The sequence below is a fragment of the Membranihabitans maritimus genome, assembly GCF_021729145.1.
GTDB lineage: Bacteria > Bacteroidota > Bacteroidia > Chitinophagales > Saprospiraceae > Membranihabitans > Membranihabitans maritimus.
The window spans coordinates 112,035-129,434 of record NZ_JAJSLW010000012.1 but is presented as its reverse complement, the minus strand read 5'-3'; the positions used below and the strand labels follow the sequence as shown (position 1 = coordinate 129,434).

The 17,400-nt window shown below is 36.3% G+C and carries 15 protein-coding genes; 7 read left to right on the top strand and 8 right to left on the bottom strand.

Going from position 1 to position 17,400, the window contains the following annotated elements; genetic code table 11:
• Positions 1–26: 26 nt before the first annotated feature.
• From LVD47_RS15390 to LVD47_RS15370, 5 genes are read right to left on the bottom strand one after another with little or no spacing between them, the layout of a single operon-like run.
• Positions 27–905, bottom strand: coding sequence for an AraC family transcriptional regulator (locus LVD47_RS15390; protein WP_236978448.1), 879 nt, complete (start codon positions 903–905; stop codon positions 27–29).
• Positions 906–965: 60 nt separating this feature from the next.
• Positions 966–1,436, bottom strand: coding sequence for a GNAT family N-acetyltransferase (locus LVD47_RS15385; RefSeq protein WP_236978447.1), 471 nt, complete (start codon positions 1,434–1,436; stop codon positions 966–968).
• A complete protein-coding gene (locus LVD47_RS15380) occupies positions 1,433–1,792 on the bottom strand; it encodes a diacylglycerol kinase family protein (RefSeq protein WP_236978445.1) in 360 nt (119 codons plus the stop codon). The genes LVD47_RS15385 and LVD47_RS15380 overlap by 4 nt, the downstream gene beginning before the upstream one ends.
• On the bottom strand, positions 1,755–2,780 hold the full coding sequence (locus tag LVD47_RS15375; RefSeq protein ID WP_236978443.1) for an endonuclease/exonuclease/phosphatase family protein: 1,026 nt from the start codon (positions 2,778–2,780) through the stop codon (positions 1,755–1,757). Before LVD47_RS15375 ends, LVD47_RS15380 begins: the two co-directional genes overlap by 38 nt.
• The gene (locus tag LVD47_RS15370; RefSeq protein WP_236978441.1) at positions 2,759–4,987 is read right to left on the bottom strand and encodes a T9SS type B sorting domain-containing protein; all 2,229 of its coding nucleotides are present in this window, start codon (positions 4,985–4,987) and stop codon (positions 2,759–2,761) included. Before LVD47_RS15370 ends, LVD47_RS15375 begins: the two co-directional genes overlap by 22 nt.
• Positions 4,988–5,062: 75 nt before the next feature.
• On the opposite strand from LVD47_RS15370, the gene LVD47_RS15365 reads away from it, so the two are divergent.
• The 3 genes from LVD47_RS15365 (at position 5,063) to rlmB (ending at position 8,478) form a co-directional block, all read left to right on the top strand.
• Positions 5,063–6,061 carry an aspartate-semialdehyde dehydrogenase gene (locus tag LVD47_RS15365; protein ID WP_236978440.1) on the top strand — a complete coding sequence of 333 codons (999 nt, stop codon included), beginning with the start codon at positions 5,063–5,065 and terminating at the stop codon, positions 6,059–6,061.
• Positions 6,062–6,435: 374 nt separating this feature from the next.
• Positions 6,436–7,716 (top strand): hypothetical protein, encoded by a 1,281-nt coding sequence (locus LVD47_RS15360; protein WP_236978435.1) that lies wholly within the window; start codon positions 6,436–6,438, stop codon positions 7,714–7,716.
• A gap of 6 nt (positions 7,717–7,722) precedes the next feature.
• On the top strand, positions 7,723–8,478 hold the full coding sequence (gene rlmB, locus LVD47_RS15355) for a 23S rRNA (guanosine(2251)-2'-O)-methyltransferase RlmB (RefSeq protein WP_236978434.1): 756 nt from the start codon (positions 7,723–7,725) through the stop codon (positions 8,476–8,478).
• Here the strand turns inward: rlmB and LVD47_RS15350 are convergent.
• Positions 8,470–9,048, bottom strand: a complete 579-nt coding sequence (locus LVD47_RS15350) for a HupE/UreJ family protein (protein WP_236978431.1) — start codon at positions 9,046–9,048, stop codon at positions 8,470–8,472. The two genes, rlmB and LVD47_RS15350, sit on opposite strands and share 9 nt — an antisense overlap.
• Positions 9,049–9,268: 220 nt before the next feature.
• Here LVD47_RS15350 and LVD47_RS15345 point away from each other — a divergent pair, with 220 nt between their 5' ends.
• The 4 genes from LVD47_RS15345 to amaB are packed head-to-tail and all read left to right on the top strand — an operon-like array spanning position 9,269 to position 14,113.
• Positions 9,269–10,633, top strand: coding sequence for an aminopeptidase P family protein (locus tag LVD47_RS15345; RefSeq protein ID WP_236978429.1), 1,365 nt, complete (start codon positions 9,269–9,271; stop codon positions 10,631–10,633).
• A gap of 12 nt (positions 10,634–10,645) precedes the next feature.
• A complete protein-coding gene (locus tag LVD47_RS15340; protein WP_236978427.1) occupies positions 10,646–11,449 on the top strand; it encodes a DUF1338 domain-containing protein in 804 nt (267 codons plus the stop codon).
• Positions 11,446–12,573 (top strand): saccharopine dehydrogenase family protein, encoded by a 1,128-nt coding sequence (locus tag LVD47_RS15335; protein WP_236978425.1) that lies wholly within the window; start codon positions 11,446–11,448, stop codon positions 12,571–12,573. The genes LVD47_RS15340 and LVD47_RS15335 overlap by 4 nt, the downstream gene beginning before the upstream one ends.
• 13 nt (positions 12,574–12,586) lie before the next feature.
• Entirely contained in the window at positions 12,587–14,113 is a 1,527-nt protein-coding gene (gene amaB, locus LVD47_RS15330) for an L-piperidine-6-carboxylate dehydrogenase (RefSeq protein ID WP_236978423.1), read from the top strand.
• Position 14,114: 1 nt separating this feature from the next.
• Here amaB and LVD47_RS15325 read toward each other — a convergent pair whose 3' ends face one another.
• Both LVD47_RS15325 and topA read right to left on the bottom strand, forming a co-directional pair.
• A complete protein-coding gene (locus tag LVD47_RS15325; protein ID WP_236978421.1) occupies positions 14,115–14,594 on the bottom strand; it encodes an Lrp/AsnC ligand binding domain-containing protein in 480 nt (159 codons plus the stop codon).
• A 3-nt stretch (positions 14,595–14,597) separates the two neighbouring features.
• Positions 14,598–17,105, bottom strand: a complete 2,508-nt coding sequence (topA, locus tag LVD47_RS15320) for a type I DNA topoisomerase (protein WP_236978418.1) — start codon at positions 17,103–17,105, stop codon at positions 14,598–14,600.
• Positions 17,106–17,400 lie beyond the last annotated feature (295 nt).

Here is a 17,400-nt window from a genome sequence, read left to right as displayed (position 1 = left end):
TTGATATTGTCAAAATCGGGCTTATACTAGGATGAATCGTGCATTATTCTCTTTCGGTAATCACTGGGTGAAACTCCAATAAACTTTTTAAAAACACGCGAATAATGTGAGGGATCCTCAAAACCAACTTCATAACAGATTTCACTAATATCCCTGGTTGACTCCAGAATCAGAATTTGACTATGCAAAATTACAATCTCATTTATTATCTCTTTGACACTACGGTGGTAAATTGATTGCACACACCTATTGAGATAATTGGATGAGATATTTAATTTACTGGCATAAAACCCAACAGTTTTTTCATTTTTGTAGTGAATATTAACCAGTTCCCTAAATGAAATAGCAATTTGCTGGTTTCTTGGCAATAACTTAAAACTTTGTGAAAGCTCTAAAGTCTTATAAAGTATTGCTTGCATCAATCCGTGCCCTATCTTCCTATTAGGCTCTGCTTTGCAAACCTCTTCATACAGTAAGTCACATAGATTTGTCATCCATTCACACTCACTATTATCAAGGGACAGGACTGGGTGAATCAATGATAGATTAAGAATTGTTTCTGCATTGAAAATAGCATTAAAAACTTTATTCTCTATCAATAACAAATAGCCTTTTAAATTTTCACCAATCATCTTTAAAGAATGAAATGTACCGGATGAAATAAAAAGAATAGAAGGTGTATCAATTGACCAGGTTTGTGTATCAATTTGATTTTGAATACTCCCTGATTTGATATAGATCAAAATATTTTGTTCGGACTGAATGAGGGGAAAAGGAACTTTTAGATACTTGGTTATTAATTCAATCGGATAAATTTGTGATGGTGTATTTTGCCAATTGATATTGGCCTCATCAATTTTGATGAATTTTTCCTTAAATTTATTAATAGAAATAGTCCTCGCCATATTCAGTCTTTATTTTCATCTGTAATGTCAATTAAGAAAAGAACCAATGGAATTCAATTTTCACAGCAATACCATTGGCGAATGTGGTATACCAACCTCCAGGTAAGGTTCTCCTATGGTTTCAAATCCTAAATTTGAGTAAAATCCGCTTAAGTGTTGTTGGGCTGAAATAAAAATAGACCTGTCCCCGTGAATATCTTTGGTCTTTTCAATAGCATACTTTAATAAAGTATACCCCATTTTTTGTCCCCTGAATTCTTTTTTGACTACGACCCTACCTATAGAAGGCAGGCCTTTACCACCCTGCACTTGAGCGGCCAGGGTGCCGGGAACTATTCTGGTATAAGCTATCAAATTATTATCGCAATAAAATACAATATGATGGCAATAAGGATCCTTTCCATCCACTTCCTGATACAAACACCTTTGCTCAACGATAAAAACCCGCTCACGCAATTGAATGATATCATGCCATAAATGCAAATCGAGATCACTGAAGGGATATAATTTTTTTTCTATAGAATGAGTCATAAGATCTTGGGGATAAAAATAATTAAACCTATTACAAAAGCAAAAACTGCACAGACCAAAACAGCAGCTGAAGATAAGTCTTTCATATATTTTATTTTACTGTGATAACCCGGATGCTCAAAATCCATAAATTCTTCCAAAACGGTGTTGAATATTTCTGCCTGCACTACCATAGCGATCGCTATTAATAAAGCGACCCACTCCCACGGTAAAAGATCAAAATACAGTCCCAGTAGAATAACTATTACTGCGGATGAAAGATGTATCCTGGCATGAACTCCGGAAAAGAAAAATTTCCATAACCCATCAATTGCTACCTTAATCCGATGAATCCGTTCCCCGAAAAACTTGTTCATGTGTTTTCATTTGATACTCCCCTCTTATACCAATCTTTTTATTATCGCTGTTTTCGATCTTTTTGAATTGAATACAATCGAGAAATTGGTTATAAAAAATATGATCGACCGGATAATCAAAAATAGATAAACGACCGTCATATACCGAAGGGAAAAATCCCCGCCTACTATCGCGTAATAATGAATTATATCTAAATTTCACCATTTCATTATCCCAGGCAACATAGTTTAGAGTTCCCGCGTACAATAGAGGTTCCTCCGTTTGCGAAATAATTTCCGAAAGCTTACCAAAAACTAATTTGGATGTTTGCTTATAAGAATCGGTCAGGGGAGGCAAATTATAATGCGATAAAAGGGTGAGTTCATATTCCTCATTTATTTTAAGTTTCAGCTTAGCAACTGGCACTTCATGAACAAAAAATGTATCTTTTTGGATGATCGGATACTTACTATAGATCATTTGGCCATAGTCATCCATTCTGGTAAATTCAAAACTATAGTTATACAAAGAATCAAACCTTCCCTTCACATGTGCAAACCATTGTGGCGTAAATTCCTGGAAAATTAAAATATCCTTATCAAGATCGCAGATGGTCGAAAGGCTGGAATCAACATTTTCCTGAAAAGCTGACATATTCATGTGAAGTAAAGTAAAGTGAGCTTTGGAGTCCAATACCGGATCGGGAGCATTTAATGTAATATTTGATGCATTCTTTAGGAACAAACACAAAATTCCGCATCCTGCCAGACTTACAAAGGATAAGTTCTTTGCTCGCAATAATAAAAACCCAACTCCTATAACAAGCCAGGTTAATAAAATTTGTACGGTCTGAGTCGAAATCCATCGAATAAAGGGTATTTCGGGTTGAATTACACAAATCCCAGTTAGTAAGACCACTAAACTCCCAATAAGCCAGGTAAGCCACCTTAGTTGAAAAACACTTTCCAACCACAACCAAAATTGTCTTAATTTCTTGACAATACGCATGTTTTCTTATCAATATTTTTTTGACCGGTCCAGTCAAAGTAATAGATCCAAAACAAATATATTCCTTCTTCCAGTAATTTCCTATTATGATCCCTACCGTCCCAATAAAATTTTTCTCCTCCCTGGATAGGACTGGAATTTACCAGTGAATTTACTAGATGACCATTAATATTAAATATTTCAATAGTTAGGTTCCCTGCTTCCCCTCCAGATGCCACGGAAATTTCTAATTGATCTTGATAATTATCTCCATTTGGAGAAATAACTTCACTTGAAAATGAAAAATGTATACTACTATATTTTTCGATCCCAGGCAAGAATGTAGGACTGGTGTAATTATGTTGTACCAGTCCGGATCGCCAAAAAGTACTTGTTGAACCTGACAAGTCCCGCTCCAGAGAAATGCCTTTAGAATCTTCAAGAAATGGATTATGATCGTCTGGTGAGTATTCTATTTTTTCCACAATTAAGTCCTTACCTACTAATAATTCTATATTCATGCCCATATTATTCAGGCGCATGATTTTACATTCAAAAACCCTACTCATTTCAGCTTGGGGATAGCAGGAGGAAAAATGCTCAATGTCTCTGGTAAGAACATATGATCTTTCCGGCGTTAACGTTTCTATTAATTCTAACGGATAATTTTCATTCATATTTCCAATTACTAAATTATTTCCTTTAATTAATTCTTTACTGGTATTTGTAATTTCCAAATATTCAGGGCATCCCGGAGTAGGATCAAACATTACTTCCGTTATCTTCAACTCATTTTGATTTGGCGACCTGGGGAATTGAAGTATAAATGTGGTATCCATCAAGCCTGCATACTCGTTACAGGAACTTACATAATTCCCATTAACCCTTATCCAATCGCCGGCTGTAAATTGATACCCTTTTTCCGGTATAATCTCTAATCTATTTTTAAGATATTCATTTGTAATAATGCGAAATGGTTTATTGGCAGACATGAAAGAGGTGAAAAATGACAAGTCATCAATTAAATACGGCCAAATAATTTCCAATTTATCCGAAGAATTTGAAATCAACTCAGGCTTAGAAATTTCATCAGTCAATATAAACCAACTATTTTCTGTGCCCGCCGTCCCTAGCTTGAATTTAGATGCTTTATAATTTCCAATAATTCTACACGGTTGACCAGTATCTACCAACTCCAATGTTTTTCCCCCTTCAAAATTAAAGGTATCAGGAATGATCATCTGGTGTAATAGCTGTTCTTTTTGAAAGAGTGAGATCCATTTCCCCAAGATGAGATTTCCAGCATCTATCACAAATAAATTAATAGATTCCGGTATGTCTACGAAATCCTTTTTATTGGTTACTACAGAATATTGAAACGGTTTAAGACTTAGGCCCGGCAGCCTGATTTCACCTTGTTCGCTATGTAATGACAAATTCGAAATACACTGGTCTGATTCGGTATTGTTATATATCTCAAGAAACCAAAAATTTTCACCAGAATGTAAGTAGAATTCACTGATTAACAATTCGCCTAAACCTAGCAAATCGCTTATCAAATCCTCTTTTTTATCAACAAAATACAATGGACCAAAATGAAATTTATCAGACCGGGTCTTCGTATACTCACATTGAATAAAAAACCACATTAGGGACCTCAATCTTATGGTATCGGGTATTTTGACATCTACTGAATACCGGTCATTTAACACAATCGTTAAAGCATTTTCACCCAAACCCACCCCTATTTTTACTGCCGATGCCCCCTCACCAAAATCCACAAACCGAATCGTGTCCAGGTTTTTCTCAATTCCTTTAGATACTGAAGAAACAATTAATCCATCATTACTTCCACTTTGACCAATTGAAAAAGTTAATTTATCATTGACTTCACCCAGATCACTATTATTTGTCAAACCAAACAGCAGTCTATTTGATGAAGATGGAGGGAAGTCCATGCTAACGGTTAATTCAATATAACCTATATTGTCACCGATTTTATTAAAAATGATACTGCGTCCAGGCCCTTCGGCATTTAGGGAAGCATTTGTATTGTTGAATTCGAAATGATGAGTATCTCCTTCCCAATTTTCCGGTTGGACAAATGCAGATTCAGGACAATTCTGAGCATGGCTAACACAAATTTCCAATTGAAAAAATAGTAGACACACCGTTCTTATGAAAAATATGGCTAATCCGTAGAATGTAAAGTAAAAATTATAAGGCATAGTATTGGCTTAGAAGTAATAAAAAATCTTATCTTTACGCCCATTTTAATTTTACGTATAAAATAGGAAAAATAAATGAAATTAGCAGTTGTTGGTATAACAGGTATGGTCGGCCAGGAAATATGCAAGCTCCTGGAAGAATACGATTTTCCATATTCAGAGCTTCTTCCTGTTGCGTCTGAAAAATCTGTTGGAAAAGAGGTTACAGTAAAAGGAAAAACTCATTTGGTAATAGGATTAAATGAAGCGGTTGAAGCCAAACCCGATATTGCTATTTTTTCTGCAGGAGGATCCACATCAAAAGAATGGGCTCCTAAATTTGCTGAGGTAGGTACCGTGGTTATTGACAATTCTTCCGCATGGCGAATGGACCCAAGTAAAAAATTAGTTGTTCCGGAAATAAATGCTTCTGAAATCACCGAAGACGATAAGATTATTGCCAACCCTAACTGCTCTACCATTCAAATGGTCTTGGCACTATCTCAATTGCATAAAACTTTCGGTATTAAAAGACTGGTAATATCCACTTATCAATCCATTACAGGAACCGGCGTAAAAGCTGTCCGTCAATACGAAGCAGAAAAAAGGGGTAAAAAAGTAGATGATCCTGCTTACCCCTATCCCATATTTGACAATTGCCTTCCTCACTGTGATATTTTTCTAGAAAATAACTACACCAAGGAAGAGATGAAATTAGTTCATGAAACGAGAAAGATTCTGGGAGATGATTCTATCCGCATAACTGCTACAGCTATTCGTGTTCCTGTTCATGGTGGGCATTCTGAATCGGTAAATGTCGAATTCAATCATGATTATACCATCGATGAGGTTGTTGAATTATTAAATAATACTCCCGGAGTGCAAGTGGTTGATAATCCAGAAAAAAATGAATACCCTATGGCACTATTTGCCAAGGGTAAAAATGATGTTTTTGTTGGGAGGTTACGCAGAGATGAATCTATAGATAATGGACTGAACATGTGGATAGTTGCAGACAATTTAAGAAAAGGAGCTGCAACTAATGCGGTACAAATTGCACAATACATGGTCCAAAACAAATTTGCAGAAGTTTAACTTAACTTTCCCATATCTATAAAAGATTAAATAGCCGGTTGGGGATATACATCCAATTGGCTATTTTTTTTACTGGTTATGAGAAACAATTTCACACAGGAACAGATAACTAATTTCTATTCTCTACGGCTTATATTTCCTCTTGACATCTCGAAGTAATGACCAATCTTTTATCAATTCTATGGTTTTTTGGGAACAAACAACAAAGATTTTGAATTGAAATATCTACAGAATCCAACTAAATGTATATATTAAGATAAAATCAAAAATATTTATCCAGCAATATTCTTAAATTTATCAGATGTATAGGATTAAAAAAACACATTTAAGTGTATTTTACAGTAAAAGGAAAGAATTTAAATACGGATGTTGATATGAAAGACAGATTAGTTTTTTGGGGTAAAAAAGACGATGCTCAGAAAGTACTTATTACCATAGACCTGAATGAAGATGAAGGGAGTTATGAAGTAAAAATAATGAAGGCTGAAAATGTCTCAGAAGAATTTGATAATTTAGTTAGAAATCAATGGAGGAATGGGTCTGATGATGTTGTATTTCCCGAAATAAGTGAAAATTTCGAAAAGGAATTATCATTAACCAATGCCCTCTTGCCAAAGGAATATGAAGTAGAACGGGACGATCTGATCAAAATGGCCCAGGCGGAATGGAATTTTCTCGTCCTCTCCAAAAGATTAAAAAACACCTACAGCCACGAACTTAATGAATTGGAAGAAACCATCGAACAGTTAGAGGAATTTAGCCAGGATACCTGGAACAACATGAAAAATTTCTGGAACAAAGTTCAGCAACAAATTCGTGAAAAAAATTTAGCACGACGACACGGAAATGATATTCGCAAAAGGACGAATGAACTCTTTAGTAATTTAAAAGAATTACGTTCGAAAGCTGAAGAATCTTTTTCAAAAGAATCTGAAAAAAACAAAGCTTTTTTTGAAGAAAAGTTGGATGACATCAAAAGTAAGATTGAAGACGGAAAATCACTTAGACATTTATTTGAGGAACTAAAACAAGTCCAAAAGAAATTTAAAAAATCCAATTTTACGAAAAAAGACCAATCTTCTATCTGGAATAAACTAGATGGCCTTTTCAAGGAAATAAAAGAGAAAAAATACGGGAAAGCCAGTGCGGGCAATTCACCTTTAGATAAAACAAAAAGACGTCTTGACGGATTAAAATCAGCGATTGAGCGTATGGAAAAATCCATTTCCAGGGATAAGAGCAATTTGGGATTTCAAGAAAGTAAGATCCAAAATGCAGATGGTCAATTGGAAGCTCAAATCCGCAAAGCCAAATTGTCTATGATAGAAGAACGCATAAAATCTAAAGAGACTAAACTGGAAGATATGCTCAACACAGAAGTACAATTGAAGAAAAGAATTGTGTCTTTAGAAAAGCAAGAGGAAATAGACAAAAAAGAAGCAGAGCGAAAAGCAGCAGAGGAAGCAGTCAAAAATAGAATAGCCAACGAAATTAAAGAATCACATTTAGAGTTTAAGTCCAATCCAAAGGTGCAAAAAGCTGCAGAAAAAATCGGATCTTCTAAAAAGGCAAAAACTGATAATTCTGAAAGCAAAGCAGAGAATGCTGCGAAAATTATATCCGGAGTTGTAAAGGCATCAGCGCCAAATCCATAAAAATCTATGGGAAAATCACCCAATATAATTGTTGGTAGGAAGCCTGTCCTGGATGCGATTGGAGATTTCACGCCCATTAGCAGTCTGTGGATTGACAGTACGCTGAAAGGACCTGTAGAGATGGAATTAAGAAAAGCTGCCAAAGCTCAAAATATTCCAATTAAGAGAGTCAATAGGACTATACTTGACAGGAAATACAAGGTTAATCACCAAGGTATCATTGCGTACACTTCACCTATAAAATTTCAGGAATTAAATGATATTATTCCTGCAGTTTATGAGAGCGGACAAGTTCCGTTTTTCCTGTATTTGGACAGAGTTCAGGATGTTGGCAATTTGGGGTCCATAATCAGAACCGCCGAAGCCCTCGGGGTGCATGCATTAATTATACCTTCAAAGAAATCTGCTCCAATCAATGAACAAGTAGTAAAAATATCAGCAGGAGCTGTACATAATTTGCCTATCGTAAGAATACATTCAGTACACGACACCCTGGAACTACTTACAAACAATGGCATTCAAATTTTAAGTTCATCGCTCAAAGCAAAAAAATCTATTGATTTCATCGACCTGACAGTCCCCTTATGTTTGGTAGTAGGGTCCGAAGAAACGGGTATATCAAATGATATTGAAAAAAAGTCCGACGACCTTTTTTCAATTCCGCAAATCGGTAAAACTGAGTCCCTTAATGCAGCTATAGCCACCGGTATTATAACCTATGAAGTTCAGAGGCAAAGAAGGATTGAATCGACATCACCATAGCCAGGTTTCAGCAATCAGAATCAAGGATACTCCCGCACCAGCCCCCGATACGAAAAGTTTCCAGTCATGGTGTTGTAAGGCAAATATCATCTTCAAAACCCCATAGAGGATAAAAAAAACAATAACTATTAGAATTTGTCCAAATTCCAGTCCTAGATTAAAAGCTACAAGTTGGCTGACCAATTCGCCTGAATCTGAAGTAAGTGCCCTTAAATAATTGGAAAACCCCATGCCATGTATGAGTCCAAAAAAAAGGGCCATGGCGTAATTCCCTTGTAATCTTCCTTTCTTGGCGGAGGGTTGAATTACATTGTAAAAAGCTGTCAAAAAAATGGTGACAGGAATTAAAAATTCAATCACAGAAGATGAAATTCGTACAATATCCAATATAGATAGAGCCAGCGTTACCGAATGACCTAAAGTAAAAGCGGTAACAAGAATCAAAATATTCTTCCATTCCTGCAGAGTGTAGAATGCACAAAGGGTAATAATAAAAAGCAAATGATCATAACCATTTATGTCCGTTATATGCTCCCATCCAAGTCGGAAAAAGACACTAAATTGTTCCATTGATGATTCTTAAAAATTTTAGACAATACATTAAAATATTCGCTACCGTATCCCTAACTGAGAGACTATTATTTATTTTTCTATAATAGGTCACAAATTTAAGAATGAATAAATAATTATATCTTTTAAATCAAATAAACTTTTTCCACAGATATCTGCATCGATATTTTAAAATTTTATTACATTATATTTCATTTTTTATTCATCAAAATAGTTTTAAATGTTTGTAAACAGCGTATATCAAAACCGTCGATTAATACTTAAGCACAAAGTTGATTCCGGAATTATCTGGTTACAGGGGAATCGAGAAATAGGGATGAATTACAGAGGCAATTCTTTTCCATTTCGTCAAGACAGTAGTTTTCTATACTATACGGGAATAGACATACCAGGGTTACATTTAATAATCGATATTGATAATGATCGAGAAATACTAGTAGGTGATGACCTGACAATTGATGCATCTATTTGGGTGGGTAATTTACCTGCATTAGCCACTCGCGCTGATGAATCAGGGATAACGGAAGTATTGTCCACAGAAGAATTTGAAAATCTACTTGAGGGAGCTGTAAAAACGAATCGCGATATACACACTTTACCGCTTTATCATCAATATCAGGAAAGTATGGCCGCACGTCTATTAGGTAAACCATCTAATTTTTCAGTTTCTTTGATAGAAGCTATTGTAGGACAAAGATCTAAAAAAGAAGATCGTGAAGTTCGCGAAATAGAGGATGCTTTGTCCATAACAGCTGAAGTACACAAAAATGTAATGCTGTTATGCAATGAAGGAAGAACAGAAAGAGAAATGTATGCTCGGGCTATGGAAATCATTTATTCCCATGGAGGAAGATTGGCATATCCGGCCATACTGACAAACAGAGGTGAAACATTACATATAAATACATACAACAATACATTAAAAAAAGGACAAATGCTTCTCTGTGATATCGGGGCTGAAAACTCAATGCATTATGCAAGTGATATTACCCGTACCACTCCCGTTGGTAGAAAATTTGACACAAGACAGAAAGATATTTATTCCATTGTTTTAGAAGCACAAAAAAAATCTATAGATGCATTAAAACCTGGCAAAGCTTTTAAAGATATTCATTTAATTGCTTCCGAAATATTGGCATCCGGCCTGGTCGATCTTGGGCTTATGAAAGGCGCACCGGAAGAAATAGTAGAAAAAGGGGCACACGCCTTATTTTTCCCCCATGGCCTAGGTCATATGATAGGAATGGATGTACACGATATGGAAGGATTAGGCGAAAAATACGTCGGGTACAACAAGTATATTCAAAGATCAGAACAATTTGGCATTAATCATTTGCGTTTAGGTAGAACATTGGAAAAAGACAATGTTATTACTGTAGAACCAGGGCTATATTTTATTCCACAACTTATAGCTTTATGGAAAAGAGAAAAAAGATTCTCAGAATATGTAAATTATGACCTATTAGATAATTGGTTGGATTTTGGTGGAGTTCGGATAGAAGACGATATCCTTATTACATCTTCCGACTATGAAGTTTTGGGTCCTCCTATCCCCAAGGAAATTGAAGATTTGGAATCACTGTAAATTACCAACAGCATGGAATACGATCATTCAGTTATTGAGGAACTATGGGAACAATATATCAAATTATGTCCATCTGCACCCAAAATTCACAACTTACTTCAGGATAAGGGTGAATTACGTAATGACCATATTGCATTCAGGACATTTAGTGATCACAGGATTGATAAGAATGTTTTGTCCCAGAGATTTTTAGAAATGGGATATTCCGTACAAGGCAATTATTATTTTAGTCAGAAAAAATTGAATGCCATTCATTTGGAGCATAAGAACCCTCATAACCCCAAAATTTTTATTAGCGAGCTTTTACTCAAAGAATTTTCTAATAATCTCCAATCCGTGTTGAATGCAGCCATTGACTCGATTCCTGATAAATATTGGGGCAACAAGGATCTTATTCACAAAGGCAGATTGTGGTCCAACCCGTCGTATTCAGTATATGAGACACTAAGCAAAGAAAGTGAATACGCCGCATGGATGTATGTTTACGGATTCCGTGCCAACCACTTCACTATATATGCCAACGACCTTCAATTTAAAGGCCTTGAGGAACTGAACATATTCTTAGTCAATAACGGGTTTGTACTCAATAACCATGGTGGTGTAATTAAAGGTAGTAAATCTGTCTATCTCGAACAGAGCAGTACCCTGGCCGATAAAATTGAATTCCCATTTATAGAAGGAGTGTATACCATTCCAGGATGTTATTGCGAATTTGCCTACAGATACCCTAGAGGCAGCACCATATTTCAAGGCTTTGTAACAGAATCGGCAGACAAAATATTTGAAAGTACAGACCGTAAAATTCAATCGTCTTGAAAAATATTATTATAGTTGGAGCCGGTGGAATCGGCAAAGCATGTGCATTGATATTATTACAACATGACAAGAGTAATGATCTAGCAATAAGTTTAGCAGACATCGACTATACACAATGCGAAAAAGCAATTCAATGGATAAATAATGGGTTGGAAAATCCGCGCAAATTAGAATGTATAGATTTAAGTAAGACTCAACCCGAAAAATGGAATCCTGAAGGCGAAATCATCCTGGACTGCACTCCTGGTATTCATGCGGAAGAAATTGCTAAAATTGCACTTCGGAATAATATGCATTATGCCAATCTTACCGAACATGTAACTGCCACCAATGCTATTCTCAAACTAGTTAAAGACAATTCAAAATGTTTTGCACTTCAAACGGGGCTGGCACCTGGTTTCGTAAATGTCTGGACAAAAAAATTGATTTCCGACTTCAAAACGGAACTGCATGAATCAAAAATAAAAACGGTAAAAATGCGCGTGGGCGCATTAAGTCCCACCGTAAGTTCCCCTTCGTTCTATGCGTTTACCTGGAGTCCGATAGGTGTAAGCACTGAGTATTTAAACAAGGCGATAATATTGAAAAACAAAGAAATCATATCAGTAGAAGCCCTGTCGGGGAGAGAGGACATTATTATTAATGGGATCCACTATGAAGCCGAACATACTTCGGGTGGGGCAAGTGACCTACCTCAATATTATGCAAATGAAGTGGATAACCTTGATTATAAAACCATCCGGTATCCCGGTCATTTTGATTGGGTCAAAAAGGTAAAATCCCAAATTGGAAAAAACATAACTCCAGAACTCCTTAAAAGTAAAATGATACGTGAAATCCCTTTCCAGGAAACGGATCGGGTCATTATTTATACCAGTATCACCGGCCTTCAATCCAATAAAACTATATTGGAAAAATGCAAAGTAATTGAAATTAGACCAATCACCTATAATTCAATAGAAATGGCAGCGATACAGAGAACAACAGCTGCTTCTCTGGCTCAGACAGCAATGCTTTTACTTACAAATAAATATAGTGGATGCATGCTGCAAAGTCAATTTCCAACAGAAAAATTTCTTGGAGGAGAAATAATAAAAGAGCATTACGGAACTTTTACTTCATAAAATCACAAAAAGTATGATTTCTCAACTTTTCAAAACTTTTGGTCTCTCTACCTCCAATCCCGGCACGTACATTGGAACCAAATCACTGGAAAATACGGAATATATTTCATCAATATCTCCTATTGATCAAACAGAAATCGGTAGGGTTTCAAAAACTTCCAATTACCAGTTTCAGGAAGTTATTAAAGAATCTAAAAAGGCATTTTTAGAATGGCGGAAATTCCCGGCTCCTAAAAGGGGTGATATTATCCGACAATACGCTATGGAATTACGGAGACATAAGTCTGATCTTGGAAAACTTATTTCCGTGGAAATGGGCAAACCTATACAGGAAGGAATGGGTGAAGTACAGGAAATGATTGATATTTGTGATTTTGCAGTAGGATTGTCTCGACAATTGTATGGAAAAACTATCAAATCAGAACGCGAGAATCATCAAATGTATGAACAATGGCATCCCCTTGGGATTGTGGGTATTATTTCAGCGTTTAATTTTCCAGTTGCTGTTTGGTCGTGGAATGTTGCAATCGCACTAATTTGTGGAAATATTTGTATATGGAAGCCTTCTGAAAAAACCTTGTTTTCTGCACTGGCCTGTCAAAATTTATTGTGCAAAGTTCTAAGTAATAATAATATAGAAATTCCGATTTCCAATATCATTTCAGGTGACAAAAATCAGGGAAAATGGTTAGCGGAGGAAACAGAGGTTTCTTTGATATCTGCCACCGGTAGTGTAAGAATGGGCAGAGAAGTCGCTGCCACCGTAGGTAAAAGACTCGGAAAGTCTATATTGGAACTGGGTGGAAATAATGCCATGATCGTATCTCCGAATGCGGATATAAATCTTGCACTTCATGCAGCTCTATTTGGGGCAATCGGTACAGCCGGACAACGTTGTACTTCCACCAGAAGGCTAATTATACATTCTGAAATTTTTGATGTCTTCACAGAAAAATTAAAAAATGCATATGCGCAAGTAAAGATTGGAGATCCTTTGGATCCTAATAATCACATGGGGCCTTTAATTGATCAAAATGCTGTTAACCAGTATTTAAAATGCATAGAAACGGTTCAGGAACAGGGTGGAGAGTTCATAATTGAAGGAGGTCTAATACGTAACCGCAATACTAAAAGCCCTTTTTATGTCAAGCCCTGTGCGGCATTGCTCCCCCCAAATGCAGAAATCATGAAAATTGAAACATTTGCTCCTGTACTGTACCTCATCAAATACACGCACTTAGAAGAGGCCATTTCCTATCAAAATAATGTACGTCAGGGATTGTCAAGTTCAATAATTACGAACAACCTTCAGGAAGCCCAAAAGTTCTTATCCCCGGAAGGTTCGGACTGCGGAATTGCGAATGTGAATATTGGAACCAGCGGCGCTGAGATAGGAGGCGCTTTTGGCGGAGAAAAAGATACAGGAGGAGGAAGAGAGAGTGGGTCGGATGCCTGGAAAGCCTATATGAGACGCCAAACTACCACAATCAATTACGGTGACAAAATTCCATTGGCACAGGGCATTAAATTCAATCTGTAAATCAGGAATCTTCAATTTCTTTTTCTAATAGATGAATTGGAAAATTTTTTTGAAACTCGAATCCAAAACTAATCATTGTTTCCGTTTGCTGTATTTCCTTCAAATTATCCAATCTCTCAAAAACATCTCTTAAATGTCCATTATTCCGTACCATTACTTTCAAAAGGAAAGAATAATTTCCAGTCACATAACTACATTCTATAATTTCAGGGATTTCCTTTAATTTATCTACTACTTCCATTGATCGGCTCGTATCCTTAAGAATAATTCCCATATAGGCAAAAGTGTCAAAACCGAGTACTTTGGGGTTTAATTTCACCTCCATTTTATCGATGATACCAGCATCCCTCATTTTTGCTATCCGCTGATGCACTAAAGTATTGGAAATTCCCAGGTCTTTAGCTATTTGGGTATAAGCTTTTTTAGCATCATCAATAAGTTGATTAAGAATCTTTAAATCAATGTCGTCCAACTTTACCATTCGTTATTTTTTTGAACTGTTATTGACAATTTTCATTACATCTTCAAGTGTCCAATCCGTCAGGTCCTCTTTACTGTATTTACTACCATCTTCTTTCTTGGGTAAAGAAATACTTTTTCTTTTATACCGAATAAAAGGTCCCCATCGCCCATTTTCCAACGCCACTTTTTCCTTTTCCCATTTTTGAATATATCGATTCGCTTCTTTTTCAATTTTCTTTTCAACCAACTCATGGATTTCATCCTGAGTAAGGGTATTGGGATCATATTTCTTCGGTATATTAACATACATACTCTTGTACTTTAAATATGGTCCAAACCTACCTTTACCTTGAGTTATCGGCTCTCCTTTATAAGTAGCAACAGGCTCATTCTCTTTTTTCTTTATCTTTACAAGCTCCATAGCTCTTTCCAATCCCACTTTGTAAGGGTCTTCTCCTTTTGGTAGCGAAATAAACTGATCCCCCCATTTGACATATGGCCCAAACCTACCAACATTCACAAGAATTTCTTTCCCCTCATGTTCTCCTAAATTTTTGGGAAGATCAAACAATTTTAAGGCCTCTTCTAAGGTAATGGTCTCAATACTTTGATCGAATTTAAGGTTAGCATAGTCTGGCTTTTCATCTTCATCCAGTTCGTCAAAATGTCCTTTCTGGATCAGAGGTTTTCCAAACCGAGAGATTCGGGCAATTACCTGTCTTCCCGATTCCGGGTCTTTTCCAAGCAACCTTTCCCCTTTAAATCGATCAGCCTCTTCCAGTGTTTTTCCTACATCATCATGAAACGGTCCATAAAATGCTTCTAACATAGACTGCCATTTCAATTGTCCTTCAGCGATCTCATCAAACTGCTCTTCAATATTCGCTGTAAAATTGTAGTCCATTATATTGTCGAAATGACTTTCTAGAAAATCTGTCACCACCATGCCCATGTCAGTTGGGTACAATCTATTTACAGTCTTACCGGTAATCTCAGTGTCATCAACTACTTTTACCTCTCCTGATTGAAGAGACAATGTGCGATAAGACCTTTCTTCTCCATCCCTGGATTCCTTTACAACATATCCACGCCCTTCTTCCATAATCTTACTTATGGTAGGAGCGTATGTAGAAGGCCTTCCTATACCCTGTTCTTCAAGCTTCTTCACCAAACTTGCTTCTGTAAATCGTGCTGGTGGTCTGGTAAAACTTTCCCTTGCTGTCATTAAGTCCAGATCAAGGACCTGTCCTACTTTCAATGGAGGTAATATACCTTTTGCCTCCTCTTCTTCATCATCGTCACTGGATTGGATATACAATTTCAAAAAACCATCGAACTTCATAACTTCCCCCTCAGCCCTTAAAATATCACTCTCACGTGTAGATATTGAAATATCGACATTGGTCTTTTCCAAAATTGCATTGGCCATTTGACTGGCTACTGTTCGTTTCCAAATAAGCTCATACAAACGTTTTTGATCGGAATCAGACCCCATCGATCGATTTTGAAAATACGTCGGTCTAATTGCTTCATGAGCCTCCTGGGCTCCCGCAGACTTTCCCTTAAACTTGCGGGTTTGTAAATACTTTTCCCCGAATTCAGAAGTAATGGCATTGGAAATATTACCAATAGCTTCATTACTCAAACTAGTAGAATCCGTCCTCATATATGTGATATATCCCGCTTCATAAAGCCGCTGGGCCGTAATCATTGTCCTTTTAACGGAAAAATTAAGTTTTCTACTCGCCTCTTGTTGAAGTGTAGAGGTTGTAAAAGGAGGGGCCGGTTTTCGTTTGATGGGTTTCACATCAATTTTCTCAATCCTGAAATCGGCATCTTTACAATCATCGAGAAACGAATGGGCTTCATTTTCGTTTGACAACCTTCCAGGGTACGTGGCTTTTATCTCCACTTTTTTCCCCTGTTCATTTTTCAATTTAAAAATTGCTGAAACCTTATAAAAATTTTCAACCTTAAAATTATTGATTTCCCGTTCTCTTTCTACAATTAATTTTACGGCTACAGACTGGACACGACCAGCACTAAGCTTCCCTTTTATCTTTTTCCAAAGGATTTCAGATAACTCAAATCCTACTAGCCGATCAAGGATTCTTCTAGCTTGCTGGGCATCGACTAATTTTTCATCAACCGTTCTGGGGTTTTGAACCGCTTTTAGTATCGCAGGCTTAGTGATTTCACGAAAGACAATTCTTTCGGTGCTTTTAGGATCCAGGCCGAGGACTTCACATAAGTGCCAAGAAATAGCTTCCCCTTCCCGGTCTTCATCCGTAGCCAGCACTACCTGATCTACTTTTTTCATGGACTGCTTCAATTCCTTTACTACTTTCTTCTTGTCGGGGGTAATAATATATTTTGGCTCAAAATTATTATCAACATCTACTGCGTTATTTCCCTTTCCCAAGTCCCTAACGTGGCCATAACTAGATTTTACAGTGTAATTCTTACCCAGAAATTTTTCGATGGTTTTGGCTTTCGCCGGAGACTCTACTATTACTAATTTTTTAGACATATAGGCTAAAAATATTTTTTATTAATCAATTTTTGAAACTAGAAATTCACAATCTTCGGAAGATAATATGCCATTCTATGGGGTACAGAAAGCTATTTATACACCAACATTTCCGAATGAACTATAACTATAACTCTAATTTTGCAAATTCTCTTTAAAATCTACATTCCTTCCGTAAATTTTATCAAAGATATAAATTGGAATAAAAGATTATCATAAAATGTTCATGAAAATTTCATTTCAAAGAAAGGGCAATACTTAGTAATGATTGAAAATCAATCAGAAAGAATGGGTA